This window comes from Solitalea canadensis DSM 3403 (genome assembly GCF_000242635.2).
In the GTDB taxonomy this organism is placed as follows: Bacteria; Bacteroidota; Bacteroidia; order Sphingobacteriales; family Sphingobacteriaceae; genus Solitalea; species Solitalea canadensis.
The window spans coordinates 4410936-4430377 of record NC_017770.1 but is presented as its reverse complement, the minus strand read 5'-3'; the positions used below and the strand labels follow the sequence as shown (position 1 = coordinate 4430377).

Sequence of the window (19442 nt, the reverse complement as noted above, 5' to 3'; positions counted from 1 at the left end):
GTTCTAAAATCCTCATACAACCTCTCGCCCGAATGGAGTTAATGCCAAACTCATCAGTTTGAAATGCTGTTTTGCAAAAGGCAACCCAATGATCGTTATGGCTAATAGTATCCCGAAAAGCAAGTGTGTTAACGCAATCCAAATTCCTCCGATGAAAAACCAGATGATATTCATAAGGGTAGACAAACAACCGGGATTGCCAGCCGTAACATTAATCTGTTTGCCAAAAGGAAGTAAAGCAAGGAACGCCAGTTTAAAACACTGTAATCCCCAGGGAATACCGATAATGGTACAGCACATAACAAAACCTGATACCAGGTATTCAATAAAGATGGCAATGCCACCGAAAATTAACCAAATGATGTTTCCTATAAAATTCATTAGCTGTTTTAGCTTGATAGTTAACTCTTATTCAAGTAAAGCTTTAATATCTTCAGCTGTAAGAGACTTTTCAAAGGAATCTTCAACTGTGATCAGCGAGTTTGAAAGCGAACGTTTACGCTTTTGCAGGTTAAGGATTTTCTCCTCTACTGAGTTCTTGGTGATAAATTTATAAATGAACACGTTTTTCTTCTGTCCGATACGATGTGCACGGTCTACTGCCTGCTGCTCAACTGCCGGATTCCACCACGGATCTAACAAGAAAACATAATCCGCTTCTGTTAAGTTAAGACCTGTTCCTCCTGCTTTAATGGAGATAAGGAAAAGCTGAACATCATCATTCTCCTTAAACTCCTTAATATTGGCACTTCGGTTTTGTGTGGCGCCATCTAAGTAAGCATAACGGATATTCAGGTGGTCGAGCTCGTTTCTTAGTAATTGCAAATGTTTTACAAACTGAGAGAAAACCAGCACTTTATGGCCCTTTACCAAGGTGTTTTGCAGTAATTCCACCACCAAAGAAAATTTCCATGAATCAAATTTATAGGATTCATCCACCATTTTAGGGTGGTTCGCGATTTGGCGTAAACGAGTTAATCCTTGTAAAACGGGTATTTGCGACTTAGCAACCCCACTCTCGGAAATTAAACGCAGTAACTCGTTCCGGTAAAACGATTTGGTTTCTTCATACACTTTCTCCTGCTCTTCGCTCATGTTGCAATAGAAAATCTGCTCCGTTTTTGGCGGTAGTTCTTTAGCAACCTGGTCTTTGGTTCGTCGAAGTATAAATGGTTTTATCAATGCCTGAAGACGGCGAAGCTTATCTTCATCCTGCTTCTTCTCTATTGGAATGATAAACTCATTCTGAAAATAAGTATGGGTTCCCAATAATCCCGGATTTACAAATGAAAGTTGTGTCCACAAGTCGGCAACGGTGTTTTCAATCGGGGTTCCGGTAAGAATTAGTTTGTATTTTGATTTTAACGCTTTAACTGCTTTGGCGCTCTTGCTATGCGGGTTTTTTATATTCTGGCTTTCATCCAGAATAATATAATTGAAGTAGAATTTCTGAAGCAATTCATGATCTATCCTGACAATACCATAGGTGGTAATGATCAGATCGTATTTTATAAATAGTTCAGGGTCCTTTTCACGGGCCGCACCTGTAAAAACGTGTATTTTAAGTTTTGGTGTAAATTTCTTGGACTCAGCAATCCAATTGTCAATTAGCGAAGTAGGGACAACTAATAAGGAGGTAAGTTGAGTTTCGCTTTGTTCTTTTATCTTCTGAAGTAATGCAAGCGTTTGCACGGTTTTACCTAAACCCATATCATCGGCTAAACATCCACCTAAATTATAACTGCTTAAAAAGTTAAACCAGTTAAAACCGGCCTTTTGGTAAGGCCGAAGTTCTCCTTTAAAGTGAACAGGCGTTGGGGTATCGGCAATTTCTTCAAAATGCTCCAGTCGCTGAAGTTTGCGGTCCATGGTAACCTCGGCTAATTCTGAATTGGCATACTCCTGAATTAAACCCACATGATGCTTTTTAAGCTTCAGGTGTTTAGCTCCTTCTGCAAAAGCAAATAGATTGCCGTACGTATTAAACCAACTTTCAGGAATTACAGCAATTTCGCCATTAGGTAACTGAAATTCTCTTTTACGGGCAAGAATATGGCCTTTAAGGTCGATAAATGGAATTTCATACGCTCCAAACCTAACAATGGCATGAATATCAAACCAGTCGTTGTTTTCTTTGAATGTAAGGTTGATGGATGATTTCCCGAAAACGTATTTCTTTTCGCCATGTGACTGATCAATTGCGAAGTTCTTTTCTTCCAATACATCAAAATGATCGTTAAGCCAGTCGTGCAGAGAGAACTCGTCCTCCTCATCAGCGTGTTTTGGCAACAAGAAATGATTAGGTGTTTCGAGTATTAAACCTAAACTCAGAATCTCATTTGCCTTTTTCTGTTCCCAGCTTGCTGAGCGTTTTACCCGGTGAAAAATGTAATTGTCATCTTTCTTTTCAACAGTAACCGAAACTGTCGAATGTTCATTATATGCAAACTTATATTTTCCGTACCTGAACTGAAGATCAAGACAAGGACGTTCTTTTTTCTGGTTGATCTTTAGCACCGGTGAGGCTTCGTATTTTTCAGTAATGATATCAAAGCCTTCTGCGTAAACATTATGTTTTTCTATTAGTGGGGCAACAAACTTTTCGAAATAGGTTTTCTCCGAAGTTTTTGGGATCTCAATGTATCGTTTATTTAAGAAGGGAATTAGCTTTTTCCCTTCCAGGTCGCCCTCGAAATTGTAAAGCGTTTCATTCAATAGTAACCAAGCGGGTTGATTACAAATGATCTGCGCATCCTTGAACATAAATTCGATACGCTTGTCGCCGTATTTTATCGTTGGAAAATACCGTGTTGACTCTTCGTTTCTTCTGAAATGGAAAAGTACAGAAGCTTTTTGGTCAGCAATAATTACGGGTAACCAAGTCGGATTACCTTCTTTACCCATTTCAAAAACAGCCTTATCGCGCATCAGTTCGATAGCCTCACCAATAACACTATCGATAAAAGGCTGCACCTTTGCCTTTAGCGCATCATTCCAAAATTTGGTAAAAAACTCACGTGGACGGATCGGTTGTTTGTGAAACCGTTTGATGATATTTTCCTGCTCGATTTGCTCCAAAAGGGCAATGAGTTTTATGTCAGTTTCATCAAGGTATCGCGAAAACTCAGAAGCAGTATGCGAGAATAAGCGTTTGTGAACAAGCGAATAGGTGTATTCCCGGTTCATTTGAACGGCGTGCGGCTCGAACAAAAAACCAAGAAATTCGTGCTGAAGTAGCGAATAAACGATTTTGGAAGGCTTGTTGCTGTCAACTCTTAACATAGTGTTCCCTTTTTCAAAATAGTGCAGCGTGTGCTCATCGACAAAATTTTAAAAGTAACAATTAAATCTAAAAAGAGATAGAGATGAGTTAAAAAATGCACTATTTTAACAAAAAAATAATCTGATGAAAAACTTACACCTACTTACTTTTACACTGGGAGTAGCAGCATGTTCCACCGTTTCTCAAATGAAGTACAGGGAAATCAAGGGGTTTTTTCCTGGAAATGATATGGTAAAGGAAAATACAGCCGTACAACTATTTTTTATCGATTCTGCATCGATGGCAACAGCGTTCCATCCGGCAGCAACAATGGGAACAAAATTAAAATCGCCTGATTTTTCAAAAGAATTTGCTGTTGGGATAGCATTGCCAGCCGGAACTGAAGAACGACAAATAGTTATTGATGCGGTTGAGTACGAAAATAAAACAGCCAAAGTTTTCTATAAAATACAATCAACTGGAAAAAACTTAAGCTATAGCATGAAACCAGCCATTCTGATTGCAGTTAATAAAAAGAATGTAGCTTCAGTTGAAGTACTGGAGAATGGTAAAAAAGTTAATAGGTTTGATCTATAGTTAGGTTTCGTCGCTTTTTGTTTATAATATTTGCAATGTGAGCATATTTTATTCGTTATGATGGATTATGGAATATTGCTAACATCTGCATCAATACATAAACAATGAAAATTCACGATGAAAATTAAACCCCTGTTAATAGCGTGTACTGCTCTGTGGTGTACACAATCCCTTGCCAACGACGGAAAAAATACAGTTAATGCTAAGCTAGAATCGGCCATGATTTTACGTGTTGGGGCTGAAGTAACACATACCGCAAAGGCTACATTAACCAAAGGCAATAACGAATTATGGATCGAAGGCCTTAGTTCAAGTATAGATGTAAACAGTTTACAGATCAAATGTTCTGGTGGAGTAACGGTTATGTCCTCTGCTTTCTCTACCGATTATTTAACGCCTGGAACCCCAACTCCTGCTGTTAAAAAGTTGCAAGATTCCGTTGATTTCTATGGAAAAGAGCAGATCAGAATTCAGGTAGCGTTAAAAACGAACGATGAACTCTTAAGCCTCTTAAAAGCTAACAAAAACATTGGTGGAACTCAAAATGGTTTGAGCGTAGCAGAGTTAATGAAGATGATGGATTATTATAAGGCTAAGTCAACTGAGTTGGAAAATGAAAAGAGTGTTTATAATACCAAGCTTGAAAAGATCAATGAATCGATCGGCCGTTTGAATTTGCAAATAGAAGAGGAATCACGCAAAAACGACAAGGCTTTTGGTCGGTTAAAGCTCCAATTAAGCAGCCCATTAGCCGGAATTTATGACTTTACAGTTTCTTATTATACTAATGCCGCTTATTGGGTGCCTTATTATGACTTGCAAGCATCATCGGCAGATAAACCGATCAAACTAACGTACAAAGCTAAGTTTGTTCAAACCACAGGATTAGATTGGAAAAAGGTAAAACTAACTCTTTCTACTTCAACTCCTGGAAACGGAAAAATGGCTCCGATATTTCAATCATGGTTTTTAGAATATGTTTATAATCGAGGTTTTGATAAAGCACTAAAAGGAAAGGTTCCTGGAGTAGCCACACAGAACTCTTTGTCTTATGCTCCTGCTCCTGTAATGCAAGAATCTAAACAGCTCAGTGAAGTAGTGGTTACAGGTTATGGTACTGTAAAGAAACAGAATTTAACCCCACTGTACATTGTAAATGGACAGGAGATGAGCGGGGATGACGCCACATCTATAGATCCTAATTCAATTAAGGATATTAACATTTTAAAGGATGCATCAGCTACGTCAGTGTATGGAAGTCGCGCTTCAAATGGTGTTGTGGTAATAACGCTTAAGGAGGCAACGGATTTTGTATCTGAAAATGAAAATCCAATTGATGTTACGTACAACATTGATTTGCCTTATGAGGTTTTGGGTTCAGGAAATGAGCAAATTGTGACATTGAAGAACTACGATCTTCCTGCTGAGTACAAGTTTTACAGTGCTCCAAAAATGGATAAAACCACCTATTTGCTCGCAACTGTAAACGATTGGGAAAAACTGAACCTTTTACCGGGAGAAGCTAATATAACATTTGAAGGAACTTATGTAGGTAAATCTTACATTGATCCGTTCTCAACACAAAAAACATTAAACCTAACGTTGGGTAATGATAAACGGGTGATTGTTAAGCGCGAAAAAATGCAAGACTACAGCAGTACGAAGTTAATCGGAAGTGAAAAGAAACAAGTTTTCACCTACAAATTGACAGTAAAAAATACCAAGAATTCTGCTGTGAAAATGATTCTTAAAGATCAGTATCCATTATCAACTCAAAAAGAAATAGAAGTTGAATTATTGGAGTCAGCTAAAGCGCATGTAAATGCCGAGGTTGGAACCTTAACTTGGGAGTTTGATCTTAAGCCAGGAGAAACACGTGAGTTTACCATGAGTTACAGCGTTAAGTATCCAAAAGATCAAACACTTAATTTGTAATTTGAACTATGTTACGGGTGTTATGAAGTACTTCATGACACTCGTAATATTAATAAGGATTATTACTGACTACAGAAAAATTGGGCCATGAAAATCAGTGCAATTCTAACAGGAGCAACCGGAATGGTAGGAGAGGGTGTTCTTCATGAATGTCTTCAACATGAGTCGGTCGAGCAAGTGCTTATTATCAATCGTAAGCCCTCTGGAGTTACTCATCCTAAGCTAAAGGAGATTATTCATCAGGATTTTTATGACTTATCGGTTATTGAAGATCAATTAAGAGGATATAACACTTGTTTCTTTTGTCTGGGTGTTTCGTCTGTAGGAATCAGCGCTGAAGAATACTATCAACTCACCTATGTGTTAACGATGAAGTTTGCGAAAATCCTATGGGACAACAACCCGGAGATGACCTTCTGCTATATCTCAGGAGCCGGCACAGACAGTTCCGAAAAGGGAAGAATGGGTTGGGCAAGAGTAAAAGGAAAAACAGAAAGCGATCTGATGAAAATGCCTTTCAAAAGTGTGTATGCATTTCGTCCGGGAATTCTTAAGCCTACTGTTGGTCTGAAAAACACACTTCCTTATTATAAATACTTTGGATGGCTTTATCCCATTATTAAATTACTGTTCCCGAATGGAGGTTCTTCATTAAAGGAATTAGGATTAGCAATGATCAACGCGGCTGCTAAAGGGTACAACAAAAACATTATTGAGGTAAAGGATATCCTTGCTTTAGCAAGGGGATAGCCTATTTTGCCTTGAATTCCGCTCCACACTTTTTGCATTTGTAAACGGTTTTGTAATAAAATGGCATTAAAAAAAGCAGAAATGAAGTAATAGTTGCCAATATTCCCTGTACACTGTTTACAGACTTAAAACCTGGGTATAGTTCATCAGAGCCGCATTCAGGACAATAAATCACCTCGTTCTTTTCGTTAGTTAGTGGCCTGTTATCTATTTCAGCCATTATTGCAAAAGCACTTTCTGCATCTTCTTTTCTTACTTGTAATTTTATTCCGCCGTATGCTATGTTATAAAGTGAGTGTAAGGTTGCCGAATTTTCATTTAGGATAATGCATCCTATTCCCTCACTTTCTAGTTTTGATTTAAGAATGTGGGCATCTATCGCACTGTCAAATGTTTTGATAGTTATAAGTTCCAATTGTTTTTCTGCTAGTAGTTACTGAATTTAACGGCTGTCATTTTCTTTTGTTACAGGGTTAACTCGATAATGATCTTTCATCTTTTTGATCCACGCCGCCATGGTCCAAATGACTGTTATGCCAAACAGAACCAGAATTAGAACATAATAGCTTTGAAAAAAATTGTGAAAATAGGCTCCTATGATTAAATAGGCACTTCCAATACACAGTTTAAATGGGATGAATTCAGCATTCGACCAGCTGGTTTTAATTTTAAAGAAGTTCATTGCAGATTGATATATTCATTAAAATTAGGCGATGGGTAACTTAAATGCAAACATAGAGCCCTCACCTAATTCGCTGTTAACCCAAATGGTCCCGTTTTGAGCTTCAATAAAATCCTTGGAGATAGCCAGCCCCAAGCCTGTGCCACTTTGGTTTTTATCTAACCCTGGAACTTTAAAATATCGCTCAAAGATTTTTGTTCGGTATTTTTCCTCAATTCCTTTCCCCTGATCTTTTACAGAAAAAACAACATTATGCTTTTCGGAAGAGATAGTTATAGTAACAGTCTCATTTTCGGGGCTGTACCGGATCGCGTTTGAAAGAAAATTCACCAACACCCATGCTGTTTTTTCCATGTCGGAATTAATCTCGGGGAGATTAGGCTGATAATTCACTTCCAGTTTGATATGTTTTTGCTCGGCCATTACTTTAACTGCGTCAATGGAATAATCAACAATGGCTTTTGGAGCTGTTTTACGAAAGCTTAACTGGATATTCCCAGTTTCGGCCTGCGCAAGATCAAGAAGTTCGGCGGTTATTTTTAACAGTCGTTGGGTGTCATCAGCTATATTACTAATTAGTTGTTTTTGTTCTTGGTTAACAAGGCCTATTCGATCATCTTCAAGAAGCTTAACGCTCATTTTAATTGAAGAAATTGGTGTTTTTAGTTCATGAGAAATAGTGGCAATAAAATTAGTTTTGGCTTCATCCAACTCATGAAATTTGGTAATGTTTTTCAATACGATCACTTTTCCCAGTTTCTTATTTTCATTGGAAACATCAAAAACTTCCTGTACAAAATAACTCTCTTTACCGTTTGCGTAAATTTTCAGCTCTTTGCTAATGAACTGTCCACTTAATAAGGTACGCATTAGATCATTACTCAAAGCAACATCTGAAGCGTGTTTACCAATTACTTCTTCGTCTTTTGTTCCTAAAACGGCTAAGGCCTGCGGATTTACAAACAAGATGCTATTGGCTTCATCTAAAACAACAATAGGATCCTGCATATTGTTAATAATCGTCTCAATTCTCTTCTTCTCAAAAAGGATTTTAGCCAGATTACTATTTTCATAGGTATCTAATTGTTTGGCCATGCTGTTAAACGCTTCGGCAAGTTCACCGAATTCGTCGCCCGCCTGAAAATGCAATCGTTGATCATAACGTTTGTTAGCAATTTGTTTTATTCCTTCGGTAAGTTGGCGGATTGGATTGGCTATGTAACCCGGAAAGTTGACAATGAAACTAAAACAAATCATCACACAAACGGCCAATAGCAATGAAATATAAATAACGGCTTGTTGGGCGTTTTTTTGAGCAACATTATTTTTTCGCACCAATGCCTGCATATTCATTTCACTCAGTTTAAATAATTTCTCCCGGATGCTTAACATTAGCTCTGTGGAGGCAGGGTTCTTTTTCAATTGTTCGGCACTCAGGCTTAGTTCTTCGGCCAATTCTTTTTCTCCTATTTCGGTAATGTTTTTCTTTTCGAGGACTAAGTACTTTTCAAACAATGCAAGTGCTGTTTGCGTTTTTGCAGCATCCGCTGTATGCAGTTCATCTAATTGTTCCATCATAGCCTTAGCATATTCAATCGACTCATAATTGTCTTTTAGAATTGATTTAGCGTCTTCCCCCATCTTGTAAATATAATGAGTACCGGTTAGGCCCATTACTAAGATGACAATGAATAAGAACCAGATGCCAAGCGTAAGCTTTGTTTTTGTTTTCATTTTCAGAGAGATCTACCAGGGGAATATTTGCCAATTGCAGACATTGCCCACAGTACTAATTAAATGTTGCTGCGAATGTATGATAATGGCTTGTTTCTTCCTTATTCAGTTATACTAGAAAGATTAAAGATCAGGCTAAAGGAAATCAATATACCAAAAGCGAATAGCAATGAAACATAGATAATAGCCGAATCCGACCATTTTTGGGCTTCCATGTTCTTCTTTTCCAATGCCTGCATATTCATTTCGCTGATACGATAAATTTTTGCACGCATAGAATCTGCAAGTTCCGGAGTTGGATTGCCCTTTTGGTAAAGTTCAAAATCAGCACGAAGTTGATCTACTACTTCTTTTTCACCAATTTCAGTGATATTATTTGCTTCTTGTTGAAGGGTTTTTTTAAATGAAACTATCGCATTTTGGGCCTGAACCGAATCGGTGCCGTGCATTGCATCCAATTGTTGCATCATCGATTTGGCAAAACCAATTGACCGGTAATTGTCATTCAGAATTGCTTTAGATTCTTGCCCCATGTTGTAAACATAGCGGGTTCCACCTAAACCCATCGTTAAGATGATTATAAACAAGAACCACAGTCCTAGTTTAAATTTCGTTTTTGTTTTCATCTTTTTTATTGAGATAAACCGCAAGTCGCTAAGGATTTAATCTTTGTGTCATCGCGTCTTTGCGGTTAATTAACTTAGTATCACGATATCAACATCTTTATTCTCGATTTTTTGGAGAAGATTCTCAAAAAGTGCCTTTCCCATGAAAAGCTTCCACCAACTGAATTCGGGTTTACCCAAACACAGGGTAGTGATGTTGTATTTTTCAATTGTTTCTAACATTGCTTCTGCGACGTCATCATGCTTTAATTTAATGACCTCGGCTCCCAATTCGGTTGCTAACTTAAAGTTATTAATTAAATGGCGTTGCAAATCAAGCTTTATTTTCTCCATGCTTTCGTTCGGAGTTTGTACATATAACAAAATCCATTTGGAGTTATAGTAAGCTGCTAACCTAGCTGTTTTACGGATGATCATTTTTGCAGAAGTATCCCGGGTACTGATGCAAGCCAAAAACACTTCTTGTCGTTGTCGAATAGTTTTAGGGATTTCTGTATCAATTTTCCGCACCACTTGCCTTGCTACTTCTTTTAATGCAAGTTCCCGGAGCTGGAGTATTTTATCGCTTTGGAAGAAATTGCTTAGCGCCGTTGGAACTTTGTTGGCATCATAAATCTTTCCTTCTTTTAATCGGCTTATAAGCTCATCAGCTGTCAGGTCGATATTCACCACTTCGTCAGCCATAAGCAAAACGCTATCCGGAACACGTTCTTTAATTTCGGCTCCACTGATTTTTTGGGCTTCTTCGTTTATACTTTCAATGTGCTGAATGTTTACGGCGCTAATTACATTGATTCCTGCATTTAATATATCCACCACATCTTGCCATCGTTTTTCGTTCTTGCTGCCTTCTATATTGGTATGGGCAAGTTCATCAACAATAACCACCTCCGGATGAATAGTTAATATAGCGTTTAAGTCCATTTCATTCAGCTCTTTTCCTTTATAAAATAACGAACGACGCGGGATTGTAGGCAAGCCATCCAATAAAGCATGGGTTTCCTTACGGTTATGAGTTTCAATATACCCAATCTTTACATCAATGCCGTTTTTGAGCAGCGAATGTGCCTCTTGTAACATGCGATATGTTTTTCCCACACCCGCACTCATCCCAATGTAAATTTTAAATTTACCTCGTTTCGAGCGCTGAATGAGATCTAGAAAGTTGTAATTCATATTTTATTGAGACCATGGTCCAGAGTCCATAGACCATGATCTTGGATTCGGTTTAATAATCACATTTATCTATTGACTATGGACTATGGTCCATGGTCTTTTTAAAATCCCAACGCCATTGACGCAGTTACAAAACCGTTATTGCTAACAGGTTCGTTGTTTCTGCTAAAAACATCGTCTTTGCTACTGAAGTTTTTGCCTTCTATGCGAAACAAAATGTTTTTGAGCGGGGCATAGTCAACACCCAAGGAATAGCCAAAGGTTTTAAAGCCATTTGGTGTTCCGGTTGAAATAACGACGCCGTTTTCATCTTGATAATATTCACCTCGGGCTGCAATGGTAAACTTATCCGAAACTGCGTATTTTGCTATTAAAACCGGACTAAACCAGGTATTGTAATCGGAAGAGCCCTTTGTTTTTTGTTCTAATCCATAATCAAAACCAGTAATCAGGCCTAGTTTGTCGGTTACTTGAAAAATTCCGTAGAAATTGTTGAAGTAACGCATTTGTTTTACAGAATCGGGTTTGTCATTTCCAATAAAGTTACTGTAGTTCAGGGTTACTTTTGAAGAAGGCTTAAAGGTAATTTGAGCACCAAATGCTGGTGTATTATTCCCGTCTACCCGTTTAATGCGTTGCCATCCGTTAAGATACAATGCAGAAAGTAACCATTTTTCGTTTGGCGAAGTGTAAGATATTTTAGCACCTGCTTCATAATAAGGCGAGTTTTCTGCGAGTATACTTCTGGTTAGCGTCCAGCAATCTCGACTTATTGCGCTTTCAAACCCAAGATGTGACGAGAAGATTCCTGCATCAATCCATAAATTAGCAGTTTTTGACAGTTTTACCCCAGCGTTTGCCTCATAAATATGCTGCATAACTGGTTGTTCTGTTGAAAGATTTGCTTGTGCATAAGTTCCGGCCATTAACGCCAGGTTGCCGCGTATATTTTCACCATTATAAGCGCCCTTAATAAAAGCAAGGTTAATATTCACCTCGTTTGAACGGTTATGATTATATAAAAATCCCGGAATGGTGTGATTTTCAGGCTTGTTAAAATCGTAGTTATAATAAATCTCCGCATAGCCACTTACAGAAAACTTAGAAGGTTCATTAGTTTGTGCAAAGGCATTGCCGGCAACAAAAAGGGTTGATATAGTTAAAAGTTTTTTCATTGTTATTTTATAAAATATGAGATGTGAGACTTTGAATTTGAGATAATTAGTTGTGTTTAACTACTTAGCGTATTCAACAGTTTCTTATATCCCGAATCAAAGCCTTACACCTGGAAAGACTACTTCAATTCATCTAATGCGACATTTAGTTTTAATACATTCACTTTCTGCGGGCCCAATCCAAAAAGTTGATTTTCTGTGTGTTGGTCAATAAGCTTGTAAAGCTTTTCAACAGCGACACCCCTAACTTTGGCTATGCGTGGAGCTTGGGCATTCGCGCCTGCAGGTGAAAGGTCGGGGTCAAGGCCGCTTCCAGAAGCTGTAACTAATTCCGCAGGTATATCTTCCTTTTTTACAGTAGGATTATGGACCATGAATGTGTCAATGCGCTCTTGAACGGTTTTTAAATAATCAGGATTAGATGGTCCCTTGTTTGAACCTCCCGATCCAGCTGCGTTATAATCAACAGCAGAAGGGCGACCTTGGAAGTATTTGTCGTCGGTAAATTTTTGTCCAACATTGGCATAACCAACAACACGGCCCTTTGCCATTACTTTTTCACCATCACCATTGCCGGGAACAAACTTTGCAATTCCCGAAAGAAATAATGGATATAATCCGGCTAGTAATACTGATAGTATTCCGGTAATCATTATTGAGGGAAGAAGATATTTTTTCATTTTAAGTTAGATTTTAGATTGCCCCTTTATTGTCATCCTGACGAAGGAAGGATCTGTTGCATTGTAGCTCTTTCGTAACAGATCCTTCGTGCCTCAGGATGACAGCATCTTAGGGCCTTACTTACATAAACATTGTTAACAAAACATCGATCAATTTTATGCCGATAAAAGGGGCTATTATACCACCCAAACCATAGATCAATAGATTGCGTCGTAGTAATTTGCTTGCTCCAATTGGTTTGTACGCAACTCCTTTTAATGCCAATGGAATTAACAACGGGATAATGATTGCGTTGAAAATAACCGCTGATAAGAGGGCTGTTTCAGGACTGGTTAGCTTCATGATATTTAATCCTTGCAATGCTGGAATTGAAGCCATAAACAGGGCTGGTACTATGGCAAAATATTTTGCCACGTCATTGGCAATGGAAAAGGTAGTAAGCGTACCACGAGTCATTAGTAATTGTTTACCAATTTCAACGATCTCGATTAGCTTGGTGGGGTCATTGTCGAGGTCTACCATGTTTCCGGCTTCTTTTGCGGCTTGGGTTCCGCTGTTCATTGCAACTCCCACATCTGCTTGGGCAAGAGCCGGTGCGTCATTGGTTCCATCTCCCATCATTGCTACCAGTTTTCCTTGGTTTTGCTCAGCTTTGATGTAATTCATTTTATCTTCAGGTTTAGCTTCTGCGATGAAATCATCGACGCCGGCTTTCTCTGCAATAAACTTAGCGGTTAATGGGTTGTCACCTGTAACCATAACGGTTTTAACACCCATTTTGCGAAGACGCTCAAAACGTTCTGAAATACCTGGCTTAATAATGTCCTGCAATTCAACAACCCCCATAACATGCTCGTTTTGCGAAACAACCAACGGAGTGCCCCCTTTGGAAGCAATCTCTTTTACCCTATTTTCAGCTTCAACTGGCATATTATTACCCGCTGCTGTAACTAAGTTTCTGATAGCATCAAAAGCGCCTTTGCGGATCCTCCGATCATCACCAATATTTACACCGCTGCAACGAGTTTCTGCTGTAAAGCCAATGTATTCGGCATGAGTAGGTTTAAGAGTAGCAATATTAATTCCTGCCAATTCAATGATCGATTTACCTTCGGGTGTTTCGTCGGCTAAGGAGCTTAAAACACTCGTTTCTACTAATAAATTACGATCAGTTCCATTTATTGGCCAGAAATTCGTTGCCTTACGATTACCAATCGTAATCGTACCGGTCTTGTCCAATAATAACGTGTCAATATCGCCTGCAGTTTCAACAGCCTTTCCCGATTTCGTGATCACATTGGCGCGTAATGCTCGATCCATTCCTGCAATTCCAATGGCAGAAAGCAATCCTCCAATAGTGGTTGGAATCAGACAAACAAATAATGAAATTAATGCTGCAATGGTAATTGGCGTGTTTGCATAATCTGCAAATGGTTTTAGCGTAATACATACAATTACGAACACCAATGTGAAGCTGGCCAACAGAATGGTCAATGCGATTTCATTCGGTGTTTTCTGACGAGACGCCCCTTCCACCAAGGCGATCATCTTATCAAGGAAGCTTTCGCCTGGTTCGGTGGTAACTCTCACAATAATCTTATCTGATAATACCTTTGTTCCTCCTGTTACCGAAGATTTATCTCCCCCGGCTTCGCGAATTACCGGTGCAGATTCACCAGTTATTGCCGATTCATCAATGGTAGCCAAACCTTCCATAATTTCACCATCTGTAGGAATGACGTCGCCAGCTTCGCAAATAAAAACATCCCCTTTTTTGAGTTGTGATGAGGAAACTATTTGCTCTGCCTGAATTAAAGAATCGGTGGATTTTTTAATCAGACGCGCTGGTGTTTCTTCACGGGTTTTTCTTAATGTATCTGCCTGTGCTTTTCCACGTGCTTCTGCTAATGCTTCTGCAAAATTTGCGAACAGCACGGTTAAGAACAAAATGATAAAAATTGAAAGGTTGTATAAAAACGAACCTTGAGAAGTATTGCTTAAGGAGTAAACAGTCACAAAAAGCATAACAACTGTTCCAAGTTCAACGGTAAACATCACCGGATTACGGAACATTGTTTTGGGGTTTAGTTTGACGAACGCTTGTTTAATGCCTTCTTTTACAAGCGTTGCTTCAAACAATGGAATATTTCTAGATTTTTTCATTTTAGTTTCCGGATTACTTCATTGTAAAATATTCAGCAATAGGTCCCAGAGCCAATGCAGGGAAGTACGATAATGCATTGATAATGATAATCACCGTTAAGGTCATCACACCAAAAGTGAGTGAGTCGGTTTTTAGTGTTCCTGCAGATTCAGGAATGTATTTCTTACCCGCTAATAAACCACCTATGGCAACGGGGCCTATGATTGGAAGGAAACGGCCAAGGATCAACACAAACCCGGTGGTAACATTCCAGAATATATTATTATCACCTAATCCTTCAAAACCCGACCCGTTGTTGGCATTTGCTGAAGTGTATTCGTACAGCATTTCTGAGAATCCATGAAAATCAGGGTTGTTTAGCCATGCGGCCGGTTTTGTCGCCCATCCAATTTCGGCATGATGCGTGACCATAAATGAGGATAAAGCTGTGCCAGCCAAAATTAGGAATGGGCTCAATAAAGTGATCAGTGCAGCAATCTTAACTTCACGGGCTTCTACTTTATGCCCCATAAACTCAGGTGTTCGTCCAACCATTAATCCTGAGATAAATACTGCAATTATGATATAGATGAAATAGTTGAGAATGCCAACCCCGCAACCTCCGTAGAATGAGTTGATCATCATGCCCAATAATTGAAACATACCAGATGCAGGCATGCTGCTGTCGTGCATTGAGTTAACTGATCCTGTCGAAATAATTGTTGTTACAGTGCTCCAGTAGCCCGACAGAGCAGGTCCGAAGCGCACCTCTTTGCCTTCCATTGCTCCGGATGGTTGAGCAATGCCCAATTTTTCAATAGCCGGACTGCCGTTTATCTCCGAAACAACCGTTGGCACAACCAGGCAAAGCATTCCGATGGTCATTACGCCATAAATTACATAGGAAAGCTTTTTGCGTTTTAAGTAAAATCCCAAGGCAAAGATCATTGCAATTGGAATCAATACTTGTGCTACCAACTCTGTTACCGCTGTTATATAATTAGGGTTTTCAAGTGGATGGGCAGAATTAGCACCAAACCAACCGCCGCCGTTTGTTCCAATGTGTTTAATAGCGATCATTCCTGCGGCAGGACCTCTGGACACCTGCACACTATCACCCTGAAGAGTTACGATAGCATCTTTACCGGCATAACTTGCCGGGGTTCCATTAAAAATCAAAATGGTAGCAACTACCACGCACAAGGGCAACAAAATACGGGTGTTTGTTTTAACAAAAATCTCCCAAAAGTTTCCCAGGTTGTTTGTTGTTTTAGCTTTTAAGGCATTAAGTAAGGCAACTAGTGCTGCTATACCTGTTGCGGCACTTACAAACATTAGAAAGTTCATTACAAATAACTGCGTTAAGTAGGTTACTCCGCTTTCGCCTGAATAATGCTGTAAGTCGCAGTTTACCATAAAACTGATAATGGTATTGAAAGCAAGATCAGGTGTTTGACTTGGGTTGCCGTCTGGATTTAATGGAAGTGCCCCCTGAAACAACAAAAGCAAAAAGCCAAAAACAAACCAAACCATATTGATTGTTAACAGGGCCTTTAAGAACTGTTTCCAGTTCATTTCTTGTTTTGGATTGATTCCCGAGAGTTTGAAGAACAAACTTTCCATTGGTGCCATAAAATCTGACCAGGTTTTTTCACCGCCAAATACTTTTGCAATGTATTTACCTAATGGAATGGCAAGTAATACGGTAATAGCGTAAGTAAAAATTACTCCTATAATTTCTGTGTTCATGATTTAAAATTTTTCTGGCTTCAGCAGCACATAAATGAGGTAAATAAATACCGCTATTGATAAAATGAATAAAGCTGTCATGTTTGTTATTGTTAACCCCCAATAATTAGATCTTTTCAAAAAAATCTATTGATTTAAAAAACACCCAGAAACAAAGTAGTCCGGTTAGAATTAGAATAATGGTCATTTTGGTAATTGTTAGATAAAGCGAATGAGCAATGCAATGATGATTAGCAGGCTAAAACCGGCTACTAAGATTTGGTAGGGATTAAGGGCCTTTATGCCCGTTCGTTTAATGTTTAAGTTCATTTGATTAATACTCTTTGGTGAGGCTAATGCCAAAAGTTGTTCCGCACGTGGTAGCTATGGAGTGAAATAACAGGAAGAGTCTCTTATCGAGCGCAAAAGGAAGAAAAAATTAAATTGAAGATAGGATAGCGCAAAAATAAACCCTTCCATTTTGGAAGGGTTTTTATCATTATGAAAGAAAGGATTATTTATTTTTTGGTTGTTGTAGCAGGCATAAAAGATAAATCCAAATGTAGTTTTCCATCTTTACGGTCAATTCGCTTTACAACCGTCCATGTTTTTTGCATCAACGTGGCACCTGCTTCTCCCAGCATTTTATTTACTTCTTGTCTTTGCGTATAAAAATCTGCGGCATTCTTTCCGGAGAGTACCACAATAAATGCGGGTTCGAGCCCTATGTTGGCGATGCTAAAACGGTAACCGCTGGTAATCTTTTTGGTTTCAAATAAGGCTTTCCATTCTTTAGCAATGGCCATAGCTTCCGTTTCTTTGTCAGGATCAAGATAATAAATGTCCCAATGTCTAAAGGTGTTTTCTGGCGGAAAATCAGGTAAATAAGAAAGATCAGCCCTGAAGCTTACCATGTAATCGCGATGGGTCGAAAATGTGCCATCAAATTTTTTCATAGTTGCTTCCATCGCTTCTTTTCCCATTGCTTTTGACAGTTCGGCAAAAGTATTATCTACCATGTCTACCCCTGCATAATTACCTACCGGAATAACATAGATATAAGAAAAGTCATCACGGCTGGCAACCCAATATTTTAACGAGCCATTGGTGTATTTTGCAAAAGCATCCGCAAGGCCTTTTGCAGCGCCTTCATATTCAGTAACCTTAGAAGGGATTACCTTGTCTTCATGTATTAAATACAACTGTCCTTTGGGTGCGTCTTGTCCCTTAACCGCATAAAAAGGCGAAAGTGCTATTATCGTTAATAACAATTTGGTGAGTGAATACCATTTCATAAATACCTCCTTTGTAAGTGGTTTATATTAGATAAAAAGTGGTTTTCAATAAATATTGAGGTGAGGAATGATGGTGAAAGCTTATCGAAAAAAGCTAAAGCTCAAAAACGATGGGTTAAGTTTATTTTTTGTATTACTATTTATAGAGATAAAGTTACGGTTTATATCATTTACTTTTCAGTTTTTACGTGTTTATTGTTCAGCTTTAAAGTGAAAGGTTTTTGAGCCAATTGGCTGATCTGGAGAGCCAGGAAGAATAGTTGAGGTTATTTCGTTTGGAGAGGCGGTAAAAACCAGGTTATTAAAAAAGACTTCGGAAAGATCACAAGAAGGGCCTATGATGAAGTCGTTTTTGTCTTTTGGCAGGTTGATGGTGGTAAGCCGGATACTAAAGATAGGATGATACATGCGGAGGTAACGAGCTGAGTCTGCAGGATAGGTTACAATGCCGTTTTCATTGGTTGATCGTTCGTTGTCGTTTAAAAGACAAGCAACGTATCTGTAAGGATTATGTATAGAATCGGCAACTGTTATCTGGAGAAAGTCGTTTTTCGTTTTTTTTGCTTCTTTCAGTATAAAATCTTGTTCAGGTTGTTGATGATAGCTTGTAAAGATAATCAGGCTGTCAACCCTTTTCCAGGTTCCTTTGCCCCATTTATCGGCCGCTCCGTAAGAAAAAAAGTATTCAAATGTATGATCCGTGAGTAAGCGAAATCCGGCGGCAGTTTCCATAACACCACTAAGCATATAAATCCGTTCAGTTTCCTGAGCTTGTATCAAAAGAGGTTTAATTAGCACAATAAGTAGAAAGACTAATCCATAGATTCGTTTCATGGTATAAGATATAATGCTTTATACTGAATTTACTTCTTTTATTTTTGTTCGGAGAATTATTGTATACTATCGTAGCTTCGCGAAATCAGTCCAGTTATTAATGAAAATACAAAAAAAAGCGGTATTAATTATTGTCCTTTCGGTATGGTTTGTTAAGCCAGTGCTTGCACAAAGTCAACACTCAGGATGGGTAGCGTTGGCAACTTCTGTCCAACCTAAAAAAACTCAATGGGGGTTTACTTTTGATGCTCAATTCCGTTCATCCAACGGTTATGAAAAACTTCAGCAATTTGTTCTTCGTCCGGGTATTTCTTATAAGATCAATAATCACTTAAAAACAGGTTTAGGATACGCTTACGCTTCCAATCATGTGATTATAGATGGGGAAAATGACAGAGTTGATGAGCATAGGATTTGGGAACAATTAATAATTAATCATAAAGCCGGACGAGTAACATTTAATCATCGGTTTCGGTTAGAACAACGATGGATCAGTTCGGTTGCAGCTCCCGATGATTATAAATCGCAACAACGATTTCGGTATTACGTAAGAGGTGTTTTGCCGTTTAGAAAGGATTCCTCTTTTGTTAAAGGCTTTTACGGAGCCTTTCAAGAGGAAATAATGTTTAATTACATCAATAAGGAAACAACCAATAATAGCTTTTTTGATCAAAACCGGGCATATGCAGCAATCGGTTACCGAATTAATCATGTAATTGATGTGGAGGCCGGCTATATGAATCAATTGGTAAAGCAAAAAAGCGGATCAACATTGGTAAATAATATAATTCATGTGGTGCTTAATACCCGATTCTGATTTAACA

The 19442-nt window shown here is 38.6% G+C and carries 18 protein-coding genes; 4 read left to right on the top strand and 14 right to left on the bottom strand.

Translation table 11 applies throughout. The annotated features are described in order from the left end of the window. Nucleotides 1-12: 12 nt before the first annotated feature. Nucleotides 13-381, bottom strand: a complete 369-nt coding sequence (locus tag SOLCA_RS18555) for a YccF domain-containing protein (RefSeq protein ID WP_014682011.1) — start codon at nucleotides 379-381, stop codon at nucleotides 13-15. Between the two features lie 27 nt (nucleotides 382-408). Then, complete coding sequence (locus SOLCA_RS18550) at nucleotides 409-3282, bottom strand: DEAD/DEAH box helicase (protein WP_014682010.1); 2874 nt, start codon at nucleotides 3280-3282, stop codon at nucleotides 409-411. Between the two features lie 124 nt (nucleotides 3283-3406). Between SOLCA_RS18550 and SOLCA_RS18545 the strand changes: the two genes are divergently transcribed. The 3 genes from SOLCA_RS18545 to SOLCA_RS18535 all read left to right on the top strand — a co-directional run bounded on the left by SOLCA_RS18545 (nucleotide 3407) and on the right by SOLCA_RS18535 (nucleotide 6544). After that, nucleotides 3407-3859 (top strand): hypothetical protein, encoded by a 453-nt coding sequence (locus tag SOLCA_RS18545; RefSeq protein ID WP_014682009.1) that lies wholly within the window; start codon nucleotides 3407-3409, stop codon nucleotides 3857-3859. Between the two features lie 117 nt (nucleotides 3860-3976). Further along, the gene (locus tag SOLCA_RS18540) at nucleotides 3977-5794 is read left to right on the top strand and encodes a DUF4139 domain-containing protein (protein ID WP_014682008.1); all 1818 of its coding nucleotides are present in this window, start codon (nucleotides 3977-3979) and stop codon (nucleotides 5792-5794) included. Nucleotides 5795-5881: 87 nt separating this feature from the next. Then, nucleotides 5882-6544 carry an NAD-dependent epimerase/dehydratase family protein gene (locus SOLCA_RS18535; RefSeq protein ID WP_014682007.1) on the top strand — a complete coding sequence of 221 codons (663 nt, stop codon included), beginning with the start codon at nucleotides 5882-5884 and terminating at the stop codon, nucleotides 6542-6544. Between the two features lies 1 nt (nucleotide 6545). Here the strand turns inward: SOLCA_RS18535 and SOLCA_RS18530 are convergent, their stop codons facing one another. The 12 genes from SOLCA_RS18530 to SOLCA_RS18480 all read right to left on the bottom strand — a co-directional run bounded on the left by SOLCA_RS18530 (nucleotide 6546) and on the right by SOLCA_RS18480 (nucleotide 18618). Continuing rightward, a complete protein-coding gene (locus SOLCA_RS18530) occupies nucleotides 6546-6959 on the bottom strand; it encodes a putative signal transducing protein (protein WP_014682006.1) in 414 nt (137 codons plus the stop codon). 27 nt (nucleotides 6960-6986) lie between these two features. Beyond that, entirely contained in the window at nucleotides 6987-7226 is a 240-nt protein-coding gene (locus tag SOLCA_RS18525) for a hypothetical protein (protein ID WP_014682005.1), read from the bottom strand. Nucleotides 7227-7250: 24 nt separating this feature from the next. Next, nucleotides 7251-8960, bottom strand: coding sequence for a HAMP domain-containing sensor histidine kinase (locus SOLCA_RS18520; protein WP_014682004.1), 1710 nt, complete (start codon nucleotides 8958-8960; stop codon nucleotides 7251-7253). 101 nt (nucleotides 8961-9061) lie between these two features. After that, the gene (locus tag SOLCA_RS18515) at nucleotides 9062-9586 is read right to left on the bottom strand and encodes a hypothetical protein (RefSeq protein ID WP_014682003.1); all 525 of its coding nucleotides are present in this window, start codon (nucleotides 9584-9586) and stop codon (nucleotides 9062-9064) included. A gap of 69 nt (nucleotides 9587-9655) precedes the next feature. Next, nucleotides 9656-10762 (bottom strand): osmosensitive K+ channel His kinase sensor, encoded by a 1107-nt coding sequence (locus SOLCA_RS18510; RefSeq protein ID WP_014682002.1) that lies wholly within the window; start codon nucleotides 10760-10762, stop codon nucleotides 9656-9658. A 101-nt stretch (nucleotides 10763-10863) separates the two neighbouring features. Beyond that, the gene (locus SOLCA_RS18505) at nucleotides 10864-11937 is read right to left on the bottom strand and encodes a porin (protein WP_014682001.1); all 1074 of its coding nucleotides are present in this window, start codon (nucleotides 11935-11937) and stop codon (nucleotides 10864-10866) included. Between the two features lie 119 nt (nucleotides 11938-12056). Beyond that, on the bottom strand, nucleotides 12057-12617 hold the full coding sequence (gene kdpC / locus SOLCA_RS18500) for a potassium-transporting ATPase subunit KdpC (protein ID WP_014682000.1): 561 nt from the start codon (nucleotides 12615-12617) through the stop codon (nucleotides 12057-12059). A gap of 121 nt (nucleotides 12618-12738) precedes the next feature. Next, nucleotides 12739-14781: a potassium-transporting ATPase subunit KdpB gene (gene kdpB / locus SOLCA_RS18495; protein ID WP_014681999.1), complete on the bottom strand. Its 2043-nt coding sequence runs from the start codon at nucleotides 14779-14781 to the stop codon at nucleotides 12739-12741. A 13-nt stretch (nucleotides 14782-14794) separates the two neighbouring features. Then, the gene (gene kdpA, locus SOLCA_RS18490; protein WP_014681998.1) at nucleotides 14795-16510 is read right to left on the bottom strand and encodes a potassium-transporting ATPase subunit KdpA; all 1716 of its coding nucleotides are present in this window, start codon (nucleotides 16508-16510) and stop codon (nucleotides 14795-14797) included. Between the two features lie 3 nt (nucleotides 16511-16513). Next, a complete protein-coding gene (kdpF, locus tag SOLCA_RS23990) occupies nucleotides 16514-16591 on the bottom strand; it encodes a K(+)-transporting ATPase subunit F (RefSeq protein WP_157604770.1) in 78 nt (25 codons plus the stop codon). 416 nt (nucleotides 16592-17007) lie between these two features. Further along, nucleotides 17008-17784 (bottom strand): hypothetical protein, encoded by a 777-nt coding sequence (locus tag SOLCA_RS18485; RefSeq protein WP_014681997.1) that lies wholly within the window; start codon nucleotides 17782-17784, stop codon nucleotides 17008-17010. Between the two features lie 192 nt (nucleotides 17785-17976). Next, on the bottom strand, nucleotides 17977-18618 hold the full coding sequence (locus SOLCA_RS18480) for a hypothetical protein (protein WP_014681996.1): 642 nt from the start codon (nucleotides 18616-18618) through the stop codon (nucleotides 17977-17979). A gap of 100 nt (nucleotides 18619-18718) precedes the next feature. On the opposite strand from SOLCA_RS18480, the gene SOLCA_RS18475 reads away from it, so the two are divergent. Further along, nucleotides 18719-19435 (top strand): DUF2490 domain-containing protein, encoded by a 717-nt coding sequence (locus SOLCA_RS18475; RefSeq protein ID WP_042480162.1) that lies wholly within the window; start codon nucleotides 18719-18721, stop codon nucleotides 19433-19435. Nucleotides 19436-19442: the final 7 nt, after the last annotated feature.